Origin of the sequence: Devosia chinhatensis, assembly GCF_000969445.1 — a bacterium.
Classification (GTDB): domain Bacteria; phylum Pseudomonadota; class Alphaproteobacteria; order Rhizobiales; family Devosiaceae; genus Devosia; species Devosia chinhatensis.
On record NZ_JZEY01000054.1, the window covers coordinates 1,706,433 to 1,722,796 of the forward strand.

The 16,364-nt window shown below is 60.0% G+C and carries 18 protein-coding genes, 1 tRNA gene and 1 pseudogene; 10 read left to right on the forward strand and 10 right to left on the reverse strand.

The window, feature by feature from the left end; translation table 11 throughout:
- The first annotated feature begins 64 nt into the window (after positions 1–64).
- The 5 genes from VE26_RS08255 to VE26_RS08275 all read left to right on the forward strand — a co-directional run bounded on the left by VE26_RS08255 (position 65) and on the right by VE26_RS08275 (position 4,993).
- Positions 65–310 (forward strand): zinc-finger domain-containing protein, encoded by a 246-nt coding sequence (locus VE26_RS08255; RefSeq protein WP_046104516.1) that lies wholly within the window; start codon positions 65–67, stop codon positions 308–310.
- 8 nt (positions 311–318) lie between these two features.
- Complete coding sequence (locus tag VE26_RS08260; RefSeq protein WP_046104517.1) at positions 319–1,491, forward strand: FAD-dependent monooxygenase; 1,173 nt, start codon at positions 319–321, stop codon at positions 1,489–1,491.
- 85 nt (positions 1,492–1,576) lie between these two features.
- Positions 1,577–2,911, forward strand: coding sequence for a TCR/Tet family MFS transporter (locus tag VE26_RS08265; protein ID WP_084620126.1), 1,335 nt, complete (start codon positions 1,577–1,579; stop codon positions 2,909–2,911).
- On the forward strand, positions 2,889–3,371 hold the full coding sequence (locus VE26_RS08270) for a GNAT family N-acetyltransferase (protein ID WP_046105162.1): 483 nt from the start codon (positions 2,889–2,891) through the stop codon (positions 3,369–3,371). The genes VE26_RS08265 and VE26_RS08270 overlap by 23 nt, the downstream gene beginning before the upstream one ends.
- Positions 3,372–3,421: 50 nt before the next feature.
- Positions 3,422–4,993: a cryptochrome/photolyase family protein gene (locus tag VE26_RS08275; RefSeq protein WP_046104518.1), complete on the forward strand. Its 1,572-nt coding sequence runs from the start codon at positions 3,422–3,424 to the stop codon at positions 4,991–4,993.
- Positions 4,994–5,054: 61 nt separating this feature from the next.
- Here VE26_RS08275 and gndA read toward each other — a convergent pair whose 3' ends face one another.
- On the reverse strand, positions 5,055–6,473 hold the full coding sequence (gene gndA, locus VE26_RS08280) for an NADP-dependent phosphogluconate dehydrogenase (RefSeq protein ID WP_046104519.1): 1,419 nt from the start codon (positions 6,471–6,473) through the stop codon (positions 5,055–5,057).
- 200 nt (positions 6,474–6,673) lie between these two features.
- Here gndA and VE26_RS08285 point away from each other — a divergent pair, with 200 nt between their 5' ends.
- Positions 6,674–7,444, forward strand: coding sequence for a glucose 1-dehydrogenase (locus VE26_RS08285; protein WP_046104520.1), 771 nt, complete (start codon positions 6,674–6,676; stop codon positions 7,442–7,444).
- A 22-nt stretch (positions 7,445–7,466) separates the two neighbouring features.
- Positions 7,467–7,976: a gluconokinase gene (locus tag VE26_RS08290; RefSeq protein WP_342018405.1), complete on the forward strand. Its 510-nt coding sequence runs from the start codon at positions 7,467–7,469 to the stop codon at positions 7,974–7,976.
- Here VE26_RS08290 and VE26_RS08295 read toward each other — a convergent pair whose 3' ends face one another.
- The 4 genes from VE26_RS08295 to VE26_RS08310 form a co-directional block, all read right to left on the reverse strand.
- Entirely contained in the window at positions 7,977–8,360 is a 384-nt protein-coding gene (locus VE26_RS08295) for a DUF1622 domain-containing protein (protein ID WP_046104522.1), read from the reverse strand.
- A gap of 59 nt (positions 8,361–8,419) precedes the next feature.
- Positions 8,420–9,175 carry an SDR family NAD(P)-dependent oxidoreductase gene (locus VE26_RS08300; protein WP_046104523.1) on the reverse strand — a complete coding sequence of 252 codons (756 nt, stop codon included), beginning with the start codon at positions 9,173–9,175 and terminating at the stop codon, positions 8,420–8,422.
- An 88-nt stretch (positions 9,176–9,263) separates the two neighbouring features.
- Positions 9,264–9,746, reverse strand: a complete 483-nt coding sequence (locus VE26_RS08305) for a CYTH domain-containing protein (RefSeq protein WP_046104524.1) — start codon at positions 9,744–9,746, stop codon at positions 9,264–9,266.
- A gap of 247 nt (positions 9,747–9,993) precedes the next feature.
- On the reverse strand, positions 9,994–10,176 hold the full coding sequence (locus VE26_RS08310; protein WP_046104525.1) for a CsbD family protein: 183 nt from the start codon (positions 10,174–10,176) through the stop codon (positions 9,994–9,996).
- 137 nt (positions 10,177–10,313) lie between these two features.
- On the opposite strand from VE26_RS08310, the gene VE26_RS08315 reads away from it, so the two are divergent.
- On the forward strand, positions 10,314–10,982 hold the full coding sequence (locus VE26_RS08315; RefSeq protein WP_046104526.1) for an RluA family pseudouridine synthase: 669 nt from the start codon (positions 10,314–10,316) through the stop codon (positions 10,980–10,982).
- A 12-nt stretch (positions 10,983–10,994) separates the two neighbouring features.
- Here the strand turns inward: VE26_RS08315 and VE26_RS08320 are convergent, their stop codons facing one another.
- Together VE26_RS08320 and VE26_RS08325 are read right to left on the reverse strand one after the other, a co-directional pair.
- The gene (locus tag VE26_RS08320) at positions 10,995–11,276 is read right to left on the reverse strand and encodes an ASCH domain-containing protein (protein WP_046105163.1); all 282 of its coding nucleotides are present in this window, start codon (positions 11,274–11,276) and stop codon (positions 10,995–10,997) included.
- Positions 11,276–11,656, reverse strand: a complete 381-nt coding sequence (locus VE26_RS08325; RefSeq protein WP_046104527.1) for a RidA family protein — start codon at positions 11,654–11,656, stop codon at positions 11,276–11,278. The genes VE26_RS08320 and VE26_RS08325 overlap by 1 nt, the downstream gene beginning before the upstream one ends.
- A 77-nt stretch (positions 11,657–11,733) precedes the next feature.
- On the opposite strand from VE26_RS08325, the gene VE26_RS08330 reads away from it, so the two are divergent.
- Positions 11,734–11,818, forward strand: a tRNA-Leu gene (locus VE26_RS08330).
- 769 nt (positions 11,819–12,587) lie between these two features.
- Here VE26_RS08330 and VE26_RS17425 read toward each other — a convergent pair.
- The 3 genes and pseudogenes from VE26_RS17425 to VE26_RS08350 all read right to left on the reverse strand — a co-directional run.
- A pseudogene (locus VE26_RS17425) lies at positions 12,588–13,940 on the reverse strand (phage minor head protein); the annotation flags it as partial.
- Positions 13,941–14,004: 64 nt separating this feature from the next.
- Entirely contained in the window at positions 14,005–14,502 is a 498-nt protein-coding gene (gene gpt / locus VE26_RS08345; protein ID WP_046105164.1) for a xanthine phosphoribosyltransferase, read from the reverse strand.
- Between the two features lie 108 nt (positions 14,503–14,610).
- Positions 14,611–15,387 carry a competence/damage-inducible protein A gene (locus VE26_RS08350; RefSeq protein ID WP_046104530.1) on the reverse strand — a complete coding sequence of 259 codons (777 nt, stop codon included), beginning with the start codon at positions 15,385–15,387 and terminating at the stop codon, positions 14,611–14,613.
- A 116-nt stretch (positions 15,388–15,503) separates the two neighbouring features.
- Between VE26_RS08350 and map the strand changes: the two genes are divergently transcribed.
- Entirely contained in the window at positions 15,504–16,340 is an 837-nt protein-coding gene (gene map / locus VE26_RS08355) for a type I methionyl aminopeptidase (RefSeq protein WP_046104531.1), read from the forward strand.
- Positions 16,341–16,364 lie beyond the last annotated feature (24 nt).

The window sequence follows — 16,364 nt, forward strand, 5'->3', positions numbered from 1 at the left end:
CTTTTCTTGACTCAGAGCTTTGGCTATGGTCGCGCCAATTCCAATTCTACCCAGGTTCCGGACCATGGCTCACGGCTCGACCCCGCATTTCCATAATACCCAAGGTCTGCGCACGATCGAGGTCGGCTCCAAGGAATTCATGTGCGTCGGCGCCTTGCCGCCCTTCGATCATCCGCACATCTTCATCGACATGGGCAAGGACAACGAGGCCGTCTGCCCCTACTGCTCGACGCTCTACATCTTCAAGGCCGAGCTAGGCGCGGGTCATGCCCACCCCGCTTCAGCCGTGTTCGAGGCTGACGCCGCCTGAGTGACCTCATGCCCGAAGGGGGTCGCAATTTCATCATCGCAGGGGCCGGCATATCCGGCCTGACGCTGGCTCTTGCTCTGGCCAAGTTTGGCGCAGGCGTGCTCGTCCTGGACCGCAGCCCCCACTTGCAGGAGTTCGGCGCGGGCCTGCAGATCAGCCCCAATGCGCGCCACTGCCTGCACCAGCTCGGTCTCGGGCCGGCCCTGGACGCGATAGGCTTTGAGCCCGCAGCCCTAGACCTTTATGCGCAGGGACGCCTTGCTCCCTCGATGAGCATGGAACTAGGCGACATTATGCGCGAGCGCTTCGGCGCACCATACACAGTCATGCACCGTGCGGACCTGGCAGACCTGCTACATCGTGCCTGCCGGCGCTTTGCCAACATCGACATCAGCTTCGGCGTGCGGCACTGGGACGTGGTTTCTCATGCGCGCGGCGTGAGCGTCGCCATCGACGAAGCGGATGGACAGAGCCGGACTTCCAGGGCCCATGCCTTTATCGGCGCCGATGGCGTCCATTCCAGAACGCGCCGCACCGTCCTTGGCGGGCCCGATGCCAGGTTTGGCAAACGCATCGCCTGGCGGACCCTGGTTCCGGCCGAAATGCTGTCTGGGCAGCTTGCGGCGGATCGGGTTTCGGTTTTCTTCGGCTCCGGCTTCCACCTTGTCTGCTATCCGCTGCCCCATCGCGGGCAAGTCAATCTTGCCCTCTTCCTGCCGGACAGGACCCATGAACCCACAGGACAGCCGCGCTTGGTGCGGCCTGGCGCAAAAGTGGAAAGCCTGATGAGCGCAGCCGGCGACAGCTGGACGCCCTGGCCGCTCCATACCGTGCACACCCGCTCCTGGCACGTCGGCAATATCGGTCTCATTGGCGACGCCGCTCATGCCATGGTGCCGTTCCAGGCGCAGGGCGCCGCGATGGGAATAGAGGATGCAAGCGTGCTTGCACCGCTGCTGATGGAAACGAAAGACGCTGATGCCGCGTTTGCGCATTATGCGGGTCTGCGACAGAAGCGCGTGGAGCGCGTTGCCGCGCTTTCCGCACAAAACGGGCGCATCTTCCATCTGCCCTGGCCCATGAGCACCGCGCGAGACATGGTCATGTCAGCGCAGGGCCCCCGCGCCCACTTGCGGCGACTGGGCTGGATTTACAGCTACAAGGCGGCAGCGAACAGCTAGCCGACCTTGCGTAACCGGGCTGGGCCATGTCAATTGCATGGCTTGAGCCTGCGGAGCGGGACAGGAAAAAGGTTCGAAAAACCGCATGCAAGCTGCGACCCGCTCCCGACTTACCCTCACCTGCATTCTCATCACGATCCTTATCGACATGATCGGGGTGGGCATCATCGTGCCGGTTCTGCCCGAGCTGCTGGAGGAACTGACCGGCGGCAGCGTAGCAGACGCGGCGGTGATCGGGGGCTACCTGGTCTTTGCCTATGCCTTCATGCAATTCGTCTTCTCGCCAATCCTGGGCAATCTCTCCGACCGCTTCGGGCGCCGCCCGGTCCTGCTGATATCGCTTCTGGGCCTGACATTCGACTACCTCATGATGTCGATTGCGCCCTTCGTCTGGTATCTCTTCATCGGGCGCATTATCGCCGGCATCGCCGGGGCAGCTTTGGCGACGGCAACAGCCTACATGGCCGATATCACCCCGCCGCACAAACGTACCCAGCGCTTCGGGCTCATAGGCGCCGCCTTCGGCCTTGGCTTTATCATCGGACCGGTCATTGGCGGCGAGCTCGGCGAAATCGGCCCGCGCGTGCCCTTCTACGCCGCCGCCGCCCTGGCATTCGGTAATTTTCTTTTCGGCCTCCTGGTCTTGCCCGAAAGCCTTCCCAAGGCCTCGCGTCGCAAGTTCGACATTCGCCGCGCCAACCCCCTGGGCGCCGTTCTCGCCCTCAAGAAGTATCCCTCCGTGCTTTGGCTCCTGGGCGTGCTGTTCTTCTTCCAGCTCTCCGCTCAGGCGCTTCCGACTGTCTTCAGCTATTTCACGGTCGAGATGTTCAACTTCACGTCCTCCACCATCGGCCGAACGCTGGGCGCATTCGGACTAGGCTTTGCCATCAGCCAGGCGGTGCTGGCCGGTCCGCTGTCACGGGGTCTGGGCGAGCCGGCCGTGGCCATGATCGGCCTACTAGCCGCCGTAGCGGCCTTTGCCGGCATCGCCTTCGCCGAGGACGTCTACTATCTCTATCTGTTCATTCTCGTAGGCACGGTGAGCGGTCTGGCGCCGCCTGCCATCAATGGCGTCCTGTCCAGGCAGGTGCCGGACAACAGCCAGGGCGAATTGCAGGGCGCAGTCAATGCCGCCAGTTCTCTGGCCACCATTATAGGCCCCCTCGTCGCCACACAGATTTTTTCATACTACACCGCCTCCGGCTCCGATCATTATTTTCCCGGCGCCCCGTTCATCGCTGCCAGCGTCAGCGTCGCTGCGGCACTGGTGCTCTTTGGCTTTGCCGCGTGGCGGTTCGAGCTGGGGCACAGGCCCAGCATCGCCGATCACCCCCATGCCCCGGAAATGGCGCCGCCGGGGCAGGTCCGTACCCCACCGATAGATGACGATGAGCCCTATAACGATCCGACCCGCCCATGACGGTGACTGGCCGAGCCTGCTCGCCATGCTCAAGCCGGTCTTTTCCGCTGGCGAGACCTATGCCGTCGACCGCGATCTCGACGATGACGCCATCCGCACTTTTTGGATGATGGATGCGCATGAGGTGTTCGTGGCCGAACGCGACGGACAGGTCCTGGGCACCTATTACCTGATGCCCAATCGGCATGGCGGCGGCGCCCATGTCGCCAATTGTGGTTACGTCACTGCCGCTGCTGCGCAGGGACAGGGCATTGCCAGCGCCATGTGCCGACACTCGCTCGATCGGGCGCGGCAACGCGGCTTCCGCGCCATGCAGTTCAACCATGTCGTGTCCACCAATCGCGGCGCCGTGGCCCTATGGCAAAAGCTGGGCTTTGACATCGTCGGCATCCTGCCCGGCGCCTTTCACCACCCCGTCCATGGCTATGTCGACGCCTTTGTGATGTTCCAGACGCTCTAGCCGCCCTCTTGCGCGCTGAACCGGGATGCGCACCAGCGCGTAATGATGCCATGGCAAAACTGCGCTTCATTCTGGGTGATCACCTGTCGCGACGCGTCACCGCCCTTCAGGATATCGATCCGCAATCGGACATCGTGCTGATGGCCGAGGTGGGCAGCGAATCCAGCGTTGTGGGATTCCACAAGCAAAAGCTTGTCTTCATCTACGCGGCAATGCGCCACTTCGCACAGGGCTTGCGCGAGGAAGGCATCAAGGTCGACTACATCAAGCTCGACGACAGCGGGAACAGCCAGAATCTGGAAGGGGAACTGGAACGAGCCCTTATGCGCCACCACGTGGAGGCTGTGGTGGTAACCGAGCCCGGCGCGTGGCGTGTGCGCGAGATGATGGACAATTGGCAGACGCGTCTGGGCCTGCCGGTCGAAATCCGGGACGACGATCGCTTTGTTTGCGGCCACGGCGAATTCCGCGCTTGGGCCGAGCCCCGAAAGTCGCTGCGGATGGAGTTCTTCTACCGGGAAATGCGCCGTAAGACCGGGCTATTGATGGCGGGCACCGAACCCGAAGGCGGGCAATGGAATTTCGACGCGGAGAACCGCGAGCCTCTTCCTGCCGAATATGTGCCGCCCCGGCGCCTGCGCTTTGAACCGGACTCCGAAACCCAGGCCGTGATCGACCAGGTCCGTAAACGCTATTCTAGCAATTTCGGCGATCTCGAACCCTTCGAATGGGCAGTGACGCGCGATGGCGCTTTGCAGGCACTGGATCATTTCATCGAGACCGCCCTGCCCGGTTTCGGCACGTTCCAGGACGCAATGCGTACCGGGGAGCCATTCCTGCATCATGGCTTGCTCTCGCCCTATCTCAATGTGGGCCTGTTGACCGCGGACGAGGTTTGCCGGGCGGCAGAACGGGCATATTACCAGGGTGACGCGCCTTTGAACGCCGTCGAGGGCTTCATTCGCCAGATCATCGGTTGGCGTGAATATGTGCGCGGCATTTACTGGTGGAAGATGCCGGACTATTCCAAATCAAACGTCCTCGGCGCTGGACGCGACCTGCCCTGGTTCTACTGGTCAGGCAAGACGACCATGAATTGCTTGAAACAGGCGATCGCCGACACTGCGCGCCATGCTTATGCCCATCACATTCAGCGGCTCATGGTCACCGGCAATTTTGCACTCCTTGCCGGCATCGCGCCCGCGCAAATCGAAGCCTGGTATCTGGCCGTCTATATCGACGCCTTCGATTGGGTCGAGCTGCCCAATGTTCATGGCATGGTGATGTTCGCCGATGGAGGGCTGCTGGCCTCAAAACCCTATGCGGCGTCCGGAGCCTACATCAACCGCATGTCCGACTATTGCGGCAATTGCCGATACAGCCCCAAGACCAGGGACGGCGAGAAAGCCTGTCCGATCACCCTGCTCTACTGGAACTTCCTCGTTGAGAACCGACATACGCTGCAGTCCAATCCTCGGATGAAGATGCCCTATCGCAACCTCGACAGGATGGATGCCGCCGCGCTAGCCAATATCCGGGCGCGGGCGCAAGGCTTCCTGGAACGCTTGTCAGCGACAAAGGACGAGGCTGACGATGAACCGCAGATGCGGCTGGACGTCTAGACGTCGCCCAAAAGCAAGAGGCCGGGGCAAGCCCGGCCTCTTGTAATCAGATCTCGAAAACTCACTTGCCCAGCGTCGACGGCCACGTGCCGTGCAGGTCGGTGCCACGACCTTCGATTTCGAAGCCATGGGCACCGAAGAAATCGCGCTGGCCCTGGGTGAGGTTTGCCGTGCCCTGAGCCTGGCGGTAGCTGTCGAAATAGCTGAGCGAGGCAGACAGACAGATCATCGGGAATTCGCCGATCGCTGCTGCGGCGATCACCTTTCGCAGGCTCGGATGGCTATCCTTCATGATCGAAACGAAGTCCGGCACCACAAGCAGGTTCACCGCTTCACCCTTGGCATAGGCGCTCGACATCTGGTCGAGGAACCGCGACCGGATGATACATCCGGCACGCCAGATCTTGGCGATTGTTGCCAGCGGCAGCGACCAGCCGAATTCTTCCGAAGCCTTGGCGATGACGGCAAAGCCCTGCGCATAGGACACGATCTTGCCGGCCAGTAGCGCCTTTTCGAGGTCCGCCAGGGTCACGTCGGTCTTGGGACGGTTCGGCTTGCCATAGACAGCCTCCGCGGCAACGCGCTCAGCCTTGCGTGAGGAAATCGAGCGGGCGGCCACGGCGCCTTCGATGGCGGTGGCGGGCACGCCCATCTGCTGGGCCACGATGGCTGACCAGACGCCTGTGCCCTTCTGGCCTGCCTTGTCGAGGATCAGTTCGACCAGCGGCTTGCCGGTCTCGCCATCGACGGCGTCGAGCACATGACCGGTGATTTCGATGAGATAGGAATTGAGCGGACCTTTGTTCCACTCCTTGAAGACAGTGGCGCATTCCTTGGGAGACATGCCCAAACCATCGCGCATCACGCCGTAAATTTCGGCGATCATCTGCATGTCGCCATACTCGATGCCGTTATGGATCATCTTGACGAAATGGCCGGCGCCGCCTTCACCCAGATAGGCACAGCAGCTCTCACCGTTGAACTGGGCCGCGATGGCCGTCAGCACGGCCTCGGCATTGTGCCACTGTTCCTTGGAACCACCGACCATGATCGAGGGACCGTGGCGGGCGCCCTCTTCACCGCCGGACACGCCGACGCCGAGATAGCCGATATTCTTGGGCTTGAGATAGTCGAACCGGCGTTGCGTGTCGGTATAAAGCGAATTGCCGCATTCGATGATGGCATCGCCAGCCTCAAGGTGCGGCAGCAACTGCTCGATCATGTCGTCGACCGGCTGGCCGGCCTTGACCATGATGATGATCGAGCGCGGTGCCTTCACCGTCTGGACGAAATCGGCCAGGTCATATTTCGGGATCGTGTTGCCGTCGAGGCCCTGCGCCTTGGCTTCGGCAACGAATTCGTCGATGCGGCCGGGCGACCGGTTGTGAACGGCGACGGTATAGCCCTTCTCCGCGATGTTGAGGGCCAGGTTGGAACCCATCACCGCCAGGCCGATCAGGCCGATATCCGCAGTCGACATCCGCAAAGTCCTTCCGAAATCGTCGTATCATGCATGCAGCGCATGGCGCGCGGCGGCGAAATGACCACAATATGGCGCGCGAAGGAAGGGCCGAATGCACACTTTTCGACCATCGCCCCTGCCTTGTATGGAAGTTTTATCCATCCTTGCGCACCTGGTCAGCGTAAACTAACAAGCTCGGAGGGAACATGGGAGCCAAGATGAGCACGAAGTCGCCATTCGACCTTGCGGGACGCCGGGCACTGGTCACTGGATCCAGCCGCGGCCTTGGTTTTGCCATGGCAAAAGCTCTTGCAGAAGCAGGCGCTGCCATTGTGCTCAATGCCAGAGACAGCGTCGCGCTAGGCAACGCGGCCGCCGATCTTGGCCAGATGGGCCATAGGGTCACTGCGGTGGCATTCGACGTGACCAATCGCGACAGCGTCAACGATGCAGTCAGCCATATCGAAGACGAGATCGGCCCGATCGACATTCTGGTCAACAATGCCGGCATGCAGTTTCGCTCGGCGCTGGAAGCGTTTCCGCCGGAAAAGTTCGACCAGATCATCAACACCAATTTGACTTCCGTGTTCAACGTCGCCCAGCCGGTGGCGCGCCACATGATCTCGCGCGGACACGGAAAGATCATCAATATCTGTTCGCTACTGGCCGAAGTGTCGCGGCCCTCCATCGCTCCTTATGCGGCCACTAAGGGTGCCGTCGCCAATCTCACCCGTGGCATGGCTGTGGACTGGGCCCGGCATGGACTCAATGTCAACGGCATCGCCCCCGGCTATTTCGCCACCGAGATGAACGACGCCTTGCTCAAGGACGAGAAGTTCAATTCCTGGATTTCCGGCCGTACCCCCATGGGCCGTTGGGGCCAGCCCGAAGAACTGGGCGGTGCTGCCGTCTTCCTGGCCTCCGAGGCCTCACGCTTTGTCAATGGACACATTCTTTATGTCGACGGCGCCTTCACAGCCACGGTTTGAGCCGGCTCGCATCATCATCGTGATGGGCGTTAGCTCGTCAGGAAAATCGACCGTGGGCGCCGCGCTCGGCCGGGCATTGCATGCCCCCTTTCTCGATGGCGACAGGTATCACCCCGAAGCCAATGTCGAGAAAATGCGTAATGGCATTGCGTTGACCGATGAGGACCGCTGGCCCTGGCTAGAAGCCCTGACCGCCGCGCTGAAGGAAGCCGCGCAGAAAAAGGGCGTTGCCGTCGGAGCCTGCTCGGCCCTGAAAAAGGCCTATCGAGATTTCATCACGGAAAAGGCAGGCGAAGCCGTGCTGTTCGTTTATCTGGATGGCAGCCGCGATGTGATTGCCGAGCGCATGGCCAGGCGCAACCATGAATATATGCCGACCAGCCTGCTCGACAGCCAGTTCGCCACCCTCGAAAAGCCCGACCCGACAACCGAGAATGTACTGAATGTCCCGGTCACCGACAGCCCGGAGAAAATCGTGCGGACTGTCACTGGTGCACTCGATCACCTCAAGACGTTCAAGCGCTGGCAATAATCATTTGCTCTGCTGCCGCTGCTGCACTTCGGTTGAGGGTTGTTGCCATGGCCAGCGACCCGACACTTCGACCTCAAGCGAGAGGCTGAGGAAGGTGCGTATCGCCACGATGCCAGCAAGGACTGCCAGGCTTTCGAGGCTGGGCTCGATGGCAACCGTGGCGATGATGTCCGCTGCTACGAGAAATTCCAGCCCGAGCAGGATACCGCGCCCGGCGTCGGCGCGGTAGCGTCGAAACCTAGGTTCATCGGCTTTGGCCAAAACAACGCTGAGCGCGAAGCGCACGCTGCCATAGATCAGCCCGCCCACTATGATGGCGATCCCGCACCATTCGATGGTGCGGGTAATCACGTTGAGCAGATTTGCCGTAAAGATGCTGTCCATGCCGGTCCCCGTTGCCGCTTGGGCCAACGCAGACAGGCATGGATGCGATCCCCAGGGGGTTACTGCGCGGCGTAGCCGCCATCGACGAGATGGTAGGAGCCCGTGATGTTGGACGCGGCATCGGACAGCAGGAACAGCGTCATCGCCGCCACTTCGTCCGGCTTGCCTAGCCGACCAATGGGATGCAGGCTCTTGAGCCCCGACATGGCCTCTTCGGACATGTTCGCGCCCAGAAGCGGGGTTTCGATAAAGCCAGGACCTACGGCGGTCACGCGTATGTTCTTTTGCGCATAATCGATGGCCGCCGCCTTCGTCATGCCCACCACGCCATGCTTGGCTGCGACATATGCCGGGGCACTGGCAAAGCCATTCGTTCCAAGGATCGACGCCATGTTGACGATGGACCCGCCACCTGTCTTGAGCATGGCGGCAATTTCCGCCTTCATCGAATAAAAGACCGAATGCAGGTTGACGTCGATGACCTTGTGCCAGTCGTCGAGACTGTAATCGCCCAAGGCGGCGGCCTTGCCGCCGATGCCGGCATTGTTCACGGCCACGTCGAGCCGGCCAAACGTGTCGACCGCGAATTGCACGGCGCTGTCGACCTGGTCCGCCTGACCTACATCCACGGAAACGGCAGCGGCCTCCCCGCCCGATGCCTTGATGGCAGCAACCACTTTCTCAGCCGCATCCATCTTGAGATCGGCCACGACGACCTTGGCTCCGCGCTCCGCCAATTGCCGGGCAACAGCCTCGCCGATACCCGAAGCTGCGCCGGTGACGAAGGCGACCTTGCCTGCAAAATCCTTGTTCATGGTAATCTCCTTGGTTTGTACCCTTGATGTAGGGACACAAACCCGGCCACGCCATGATCGAGGTCAAAGTCGGGACTGAACAGTGCGTTCAGCCTGAGGTTGGAGGCTGCGGCACGCCTGGCTGGCGGGAGAGGCTTGCATTGGCGTAGCGATCATCCTGGCTCACTTCCTGCCCCGCCCATTCGGGCATATCGATGGCCTGATCTGGGCTCGAAAGTTCCACCTCGGCAATGATCAGTCCGGCATGGGCGCCATCGAATACGTCAACCTCCCATTCAAGGCCGCGATACGGCACAATATGCCGGCTTTTCTCCACCACGTCTGGCCGCGCGATCTCCAGCAGCGCCCTGCCCTCCTCGATTGGCACTTCATATTCGAATTCGGCCCGCGAAATGCCGCTGGTCGGCCCCTTGAGCGTGAGGATGGCCTTTGCATCGTCCACGATCCGGATGCGCACCGTGGCCTTGGCATTAGTCGATAGATAGCCCTGGCGCATCGACCACACGGACGTCACGCAGGCTCGCCAACCGTCGCCCGCCACCAAGAATTTTCGCTCAATCTCGACGCCCATGTCACTCACCCTGTGTCCCGCTGCCAGATAAGGCCCGACAATGCCCTGCCGAGACCGACCCGATGGTATCGTAATGTGACTGGATGGCGCTAGCGAGCGACACACGGCAAGGCAATCGAACAGACGGGGCACTAGGACTTAGCTTAGTGCCAGGAGTACGGACTTCTGAGCCGGGGTACATCCTGCCCCCGCGGCTGGCACAAAAAGAAAGGGCCCCGCGAGGGGGCCCTGAGAAATCAGCATCATATTAGTTCTTTAGGGCCTTGCCAGCCTTGTCTTTAACTTCGCCGGCCTTCTGCTGGACCTTGCCTTCGGCCTTGTCCATCCTGCCTTCAGCCTGCAGCTTGCTATTGCCAGTCAAACCGCCGACGGCATCCTTGACTGCACCCTTGGCCTGCTTGCCGGCGCCCTTCACTTCATCCTTGTGCATGACGGTCTCCTTTCAAGAAACTCGCCGATACAACCCGCAGTGCCCCGTGGCCGTTCCTGCGGCACTTATCACAAGTTAGTCACGCGGACGGTCGGCACAAATGGTCAATCCTTCCCGCCTCTGCTAGACAATCCACCATGCCAGCAATGCCCACGCTTCTCGATTACCACCCGCCAACCGATCCCTACCTCAATGTCCTGCACGTCGATGACGATATCCTCGTCGTGGACAAACAGAGCGGGCTCTTGAGCGTTCCGGGCAAGGACCCGAGCCTATGGGACTGCATCGAACATCGTGCGCGCCAGACCTGGCCAAGCGCCGGCATGTGCCATCGGCTCGATAAGGACACGTCTGGCGTCCTGGTGCTGGCACTCAACAAGAAAGCGCACGGATTCATCGGCAGCCAATTCGAGCACCGCAAGACCACCAAGCACTACGTGGCGCGCGTCTCGGGTATCATGAAAGATGACACTGGCCTCGTCGATCTGCCGCTGGCCACCGACTGGCTGAACAAGCCGCGCCAGCGCGTCGATCAAGATCATGGACGCCCGTCGCAGACCGAATGGCAGGTCATTGAGCGCGAAGACACGGCCACTCGTGTCAAGCTCGTGCCGCTCACCGGCCGCACGCACCAGCTCAGGGTCCACATGAAGGCCATTGGCCATGTGATTCTGGGCGATGCCTTTTATGCTGAAGCTGCAGACTTTTCAGCAGCCGAACGGTTGCAATTGCACGCCGCAGAACTGGGCTTTACCCATCCCACCACGGGCGCGTTCATGACCTTCAGAGCGCCACTGCCGTTCTGAATCGTTTGAGCTCTATTCCCCGATATATTCCACCTCGATCCGCTGAAAGAGCGCGCCGTCCTTCATCGTGTCGAGCCAGCGGTAGAACGCCGCCAGATCGGCAAACCCAGCCCGCTGCGCCTCCATATCGGTAACATCGTCGGGGCTCATATCGGTGACGTCTTTGATCGCCAGCAGCCCTACCTTGGTTTTGAGCGTGCCGCCGGCCTTGACTGTCGGACGGTTCCAGCGCCGGAAGATGAGATCCACCTTGCCCGCTTTGATCTCTTCGAGCAGGTCGCGCTTGAGCAGCATCAGTCCAGCACCGCCGTGGCCGTCATTTCGATCCTGAGGCCCTTGGCCAGCAATTCCTTGACCACAACCGTGGCGCGCACCGGGAAGGGTTGGGCCGTGAAGAATTCACGATAAACCGCGTTCATGCCTGGCGCATCAGTGCTGTCGACGAGGAAAATCTGCACCATGACCAAGTTCGCCAGCGTGCCGCCCGCGGCCTTGACTGCAATCTCGAGATTTTCGATGCAGCGACGCGTCTGTACCTCTATCCCGCCATCGACAATGTCCCCGGTCTCTGGGTCCTCTGCAATCGCCACCAGCCACACATGCTTGCCCGCCCGCACCGCATCATTGATGGGCGCCGAAGAGGGCGCGATACCGGTTTCAATACGCTCGATCATCTGCTCTCCATCAAAGAATCGTCAGCATGCAATTGTCTTGCGCAGAGCCTTGTGACAAAGACGGGCGGCCGGGCCAAGCGGGCGTGGTGGAATTGGTAGACACAAGGGACTTAAAATCCCTCGGCGCTAGCCTTGCGGGTTCGATTCCCGCCGCCCGCACCAAGTTTTACCGATCTCTTCGAACAATGAGATACACATCCCGAGCCAACAAAAATTCAGGCCAGCTCAAACGGAAAAGGCGAAGGCTCCCAGTAGCGTAAAACTCCGCGCTCTTGGACGCTTAGCGTTTCCCACCGGTGTAGCAACGACGCAATTGAGGCGCACTTTGAGCCAGATATTAACTCGAGGAGCGTCGCGAGTTCGGACAACCTCTCGACTAAGGCGTCTTGGGAACGTTGCTGTCGCTGCCAACCCTTGCTTCCTTTCTTGTAGTATTGCGCAATGCGAGCGGCATTCCACTGCAAATGCTTTTCTTCAGAATGAACCCACTCGGAAAGTATACTTTCTGCCGCTTCGAATTCTCCAAGCGCAGTATGTAGTAAAGCTTTGGAAATTGGCGACTTCCCGGTTCCAAGAAACGGCACCCACGTATATCTGAGGAGACCTCGGAGTGTATCTATCTGGGGGAAAAGTTCGACTGTGACCTGTTCTAGATTTTCTAGAAACTGCTCGGCGAAAGCCGGGTCGTCAAGAGATCCGCTCGCACCGTCTATCATATTTCCAATGCCGGCAACGAACGAGGGCGGCGGGCCGAATAAAACTCCGGCGAACCATGATGTGCGGACATCCCTGGCTGAAGACAATCTATCTATAAAGAACCCCGTCCACATGTGTTGGATAGGGTGCCGAAAAATTTCGCGCTTCCGGTAACGAAACTCTCTGTTTCGGGTCAAGAACGGTTGCGAAATTTTCCTTACGTCGGCGTCGGTTGTCATTCAAATGGTCGCACTTCCACTATGTAGACGAGGATATCCTTGGGCAGCTTGCTCAAAATTTCCAAAATTCGTGATTCCGAAAGACCGGATGTCCCAGTTTTGACGTCGTACACGCAATACATCGTTGCATTCACCTTTTCGACGATGTCGAGACGGGTGGTCCCCCGCTGGCCATAGCGAGGTCCTCCTGCTGCAGTGCTATCCAGCCTTTGCCCGTCCACCGACAGTTCGGAAAAAATATTGGCGAACGTGCTCGGAAAGGCGCGCTTCAGCTCTTCTACTCGCTTATGGATCGCCCAATGGACATTGTTTCCCCATTCCCGGGCCGACATCGACGAGCGTTGCGGCAAGTTCACTGTCGCAGCCTCAGTAGTCCAGGTCTGGACATTCGGCAGAGCCCTACAAGCCTGAGCAACTTGCTCCGCGGTCAGAGATTCTTGTTGCAGATTAACCACATCTCCCGCCGTTCCTCCTGTCCAAACTCTAAATGCAATGACTGGTATGTCGCCCTCGCCTAATCCCAAGGCATGTGGGGCTGCTACTGCGGCATTGAACAGTCTGATTGCGGCACGGAGAGCAACTGGAACAATTCCAACCACAAGCGTGATGGGCTCGGTTTGGTTCTCACTTGGTTCGATCTGAGATACAGCCGATGCCAGTGGGAGAGGCGGTGTGGTCCAAGGAGCAAAAATGCGAAGCTGTGCCACAGTTACTTTCGGTCGTCCCACCTCATGAACTGTTGTCTCCTGAACACCGGTAGATCTCACCGATTGATATGCGGCGCCATCAGGTAACAATACCTTTTGTGAAACGCTGTCAGCTTGAAATACGGAGATGATCCTCGTGCCATCGAAGACGTCGATAATGGACGCAGCAATGCTGCCATCGGGACGGACAAGTTTTTCAATAGCGGCAATTTGCTGGGTTAGACTCGTCGCAACTTCCCGGCTGCGCGAAAGCTGCAAGAGCGAATCCGGCACATTTGGATTCCCGTAGTACGGATCAGCCCAACATCGACAATTTATCGCTGAGCCAGGATGCCCTCCAGCGGGCGGATCAGACCAAGGGAAAATCCGGCCGTTTAGAGCCGCATGTGCATGGCGAACCTTGTCGTCGCCAGCCGTGCGCCAGGTGTAGTGTGTTGTGGGTCTGCCATCCCTCAACGTCTTGAGAGAAAGGCCGGCACAGAGGTCGAGGAATTTTTGCTCGTCGCCCGCTAAAGTCCTGAGTCTGTGTAATGCTTCAGGCACCGTCCCGAGACGGATATAACTCTCAAACGCCTTTAACTCGGTCAGTTCCTGAAGTGCTTTACGAACCGATTGAAGTCGTGCGGATAGCTTTGTCATGTTCTGCCCTCTTTGTGCCGAGAGGGCAGAATGTCATTGTGCGTTCAGGTGAGGATAAGTTGAGCTGTTAGTCCGTGCCGCCCGAAATCGGCGCCACATACGCTACATCCAGGTCCCAGGGAAAGAAGATCCAGGTGTCCTGGCTGACCTCGGTGATGAACGTGTCCACCATGTCCCGGCCCTTTGGCTTGGCATACACGGTCGCAAAATGCGCACCCGGCAGCATGTCGCGCACGACGCGGGCGGTGTTGCCGGTGTCCACCAGATCGTCGACGATCAGCACCTTGCCACCATTGCGAGCCAGGTCTAGCACCGGCTGGCTGATCTCCTTGAGCACCTTGATCCCGCTTTGGTTCTGGTGGTCGTAGCTCTTACAGGCAACGGTCTCCACGGTGCGGATATTAAGCTCGCGCGCCACAATGGCCGCCGGGACGAGGCCGCCGCGGGCAATGGCGACCACGGCGTCGAACGGGCCGACACTGGCAAGGCGCCAGGCCAGCGCGCGGCTGTCACGGTGGAACTGATCCCAAGTGACGGGAAACGACTTCTGGTTCGGGTTGCTCACAAGGCTCTCCTGGCGGCGGCGCAACGAAATAAGGGAGTGTGCTTAGCAAAACATGGGCGTTCCGCCAATTCTCCAGCGGCAATTTCCCGTTATTGCCGCACCAAGGGCTTAATAAGCGTCGTCTGGTGGCGCAATGCCAGCCTTGCGATGAGCTTCCGACACCATTTCACGCACCTTACCGGCCGCCTCTTCGAGCCGCACCGGATCGGACGAGCGTAGAACCAGTTCGGTCATCACGCGGGTCTGGCCCATTTGGGGATAGGAGCCCATTTTGACGTCGGGGTATTGCTCTTGAAGCGCGCCGAGCGGCCCGCCCACGGTGCCCTCCCCTACCGCCGCCTTGACGGTCACCGACATGACCTTCTTGCCACCCTGGAGCGTTGGCGCCAGCGCCTCGAGCATGGCGCGCATGATCACCGGCACGCCAGCCATGACATGCACATTGCCCATGCGGAAGCCCGGCGCGGCGCTGACGGAATTGACGATGAGGTCAGCGCCCTCGGGGATTCTCGCCATGCGCAGCCGCGCTTCGTTCACCTCGGTTCCGGTCTGCTGCCAGCGCGCTTCCAGCATGGCGCGGGCCTGCGCATTGATGGGCAGCGCGACGCCGAACGCCCTTGCGATGGCATCGGCAGTGATGTCGTCGTGCGTCGGCCCGATGCCGCCGGTGGTAAAAACATAGGTATAGCGTGCGCGCAATGTATTCACGGCCTCGACAATGGCTTCCATGTCGTCGGAGACGATACGCACCTCGGTGAGATCAATGCCCAGATCGGTACAGAAATCGGCGACCGCGCCGATATTGACGTCTTTGGTGCGTCCGGACAGGATTTCATCGCCGATGACGATCATTCCGGCGGTAACGCGTTGTTCTGGCTGGGTCATGGTCCGATTTCCGATAAGGCCCTTCTGGATGCCTTGGCAGACAAAGCAGTGTCAAGCCGCCCAGTGGCCTTCCCATCGAAGGACGATCCCCCTATTTTGCGGCCAGGAGAGCTCTCATGATCACTTACGTCGACGCTAGCAACAAAGCCCGCCGCACCCCCGGGGTTATCCCTGTGCATGGGAGCGAAGGCTTTGAGGGCATGCGCAAGGCCGGGAACCTGACCGCACAGGCTCTGGACATTCTGACCGAATATGTCGAACCCGGCGTGCCGACGGCCAAGCTCGACCAGATCGCCTATGAATTCGCTCGCGACAATGGCGCGGTTCCGGCAACGATCTTCTACAAGGGCTATCGCCATTCGCTATGCACATCGATCAACCATGTCGTGTGCCACGGCATTCCCGATGAACGACCGCTGCGCGACGGCGACATCGTCAATATCGATCTGACGCTGGTGGTGGACGGCTGGCATGGAGATTCTAGCCGCATGTACGCGGTGGGCGAAATCTCCCGCAAGGCCGAGCGCCTGATCGAGGTGACCTACGACTGTCTGGAGGCGGGCATAGCCGCTGCCAGGCCGGGCAATACGACCGGCGATATCGGCGCGGCGATCCAGGGCTTGGCCGAAGCCGAACGCATGAGCGTCGTCCGCGACTTCGTGGGCCACGGGCTGGGCAAGCTCTTCCACGATGAGCCCAATATCCTTCACTTCGGCACCCCTGGCACCGGCGTACCGCTCAAGCCGGGCATGATCTTCACGATCGAGCCGATGATCAACCTGGGTCGGCCGCACGTGAAAATTCTTTCGGACGGCTGGACGGCGGTGACGCGCGACCGCACGCTTTCGGCGCAATGCGAACACTCCATCGGCATTACCGAAACGGGCTGTGAAATCTTCACGGGCTCACCCGGCGGCCTGTTCAATCCCCTCGCGAGCCGGACCAAAGCGTGAGCAAAAAAACCGCGGACATGGAAT

Bases quoted from the DNA above. Each gene is read 5' to 3' on its own strand.
- VE26_RS08315 (WP_046104526.1), top strand. From the start codon at position 10,314: ATGCCAGCAATGCCCACGCTTCTCGATTACCACCCGCCAACCGATCCC.
- VE26_RS08350 (WP_046104530.1), bottom strand. From the start codon at position 15,387: ATGACCCAGCCAGAACAACGCGTTACCGCCGGAATGATCGTCATCGGC.
- VE26_RS08255 (WP_046104516.1), top strand. From the start codon at position 65: ATGGCTCACGGCTCGACCCCGCATTTCCATAATACCCAAGGTCTGCGC.
- VE26_RS08285 (WP_046104520.1), top strand. From the start codon at position 6,674: ATGAGCACGAAGTCGCCATTCGACCTTGCGGGACGCCGGGCACTGGTC.
- VE26_RS08290 (WP_342018405.1), top strand. From the start codon at position 7,467: ATGGGCGTTAGCTCGTCAGGAAAATCGACCGTGGGCGCCGCGCTCGGC.
- map (WP_046104531.1), top strand. From the start codon at position 15,504: ATGATCACTTACGTCGACGCTAGCAACAAAGCCCGCCGCACCCCCGGG.
- VE26_RS08325 (WP_046104527.1), bottom strand. From the start codon at position 11,656: ATGATCGAGCGTATTGAAACCGGTATCGCGCCCTCTTCGGCGCCCATC.
- VE26_RS08260 (WP_046104517.1), top strand. From the start codon at position 319: ATGCCCGAAGGGGGTCGCAATTTCATCATCGCAGGGGCCGGCATATCC.
- VE26_RS08265 (WP_084620126.1), top strand. From the start codon at position 1,577: ATGCAAGCTGCGACCCGCTCCCGACTTACCCTCACCTGCATTCTCATC.
- VE26_RS08275 (WP_046104518.1), top strand. From the start codon at position 3,422: ATGGCAAAACTGCGCTTCATTCTGGGTGATCACCTGTCGCGACGCGTC.
- VE26_RS08305 (WP_046104524.1), bottom strand. From the start codon at position 9,746: ATGGGCGTCGAGATTGAGCGAAAATTCTTGGTGGCGGGCGACGGTTGG.
- VE26_RS08295 (WP_046104522.1), bottom strand. From the start codon at position 8,360: ATGGACAGCATCTTTACGGCAAATCTGCTCAACGTGATTACCCGCACC.
- gndA (WP_046104519.1), bottom strand. From the start codon at position 6,473: ATGTCGACTGCGGATATCGGCCTGATCGGCCTGGCGGTGATGGGTTCC.
- VE26_RS08310 (WP_046104525.1), bottom strand. From the start codon at position 10,176: ATGCACAAGGATGAAGTGAAGGGCGCCGGCAAGCAGGCCAAGGGTGCA.
- VE26_RS08320 (WP_046105163.1), bottom strand. From the start codon at position 11,276: ATGCTGCTCAAGCGCGACCTGCTCGAAGAGATCAAAGCGGGCAAGGTG.
- VE26_RS08300 (WP_046104523.1), bottom strand. From the start codon at position 9,175: ATGAACAAGGATTTTGCAGGCAAGGTCGCCTTCGTCACCGGCGCAGCT.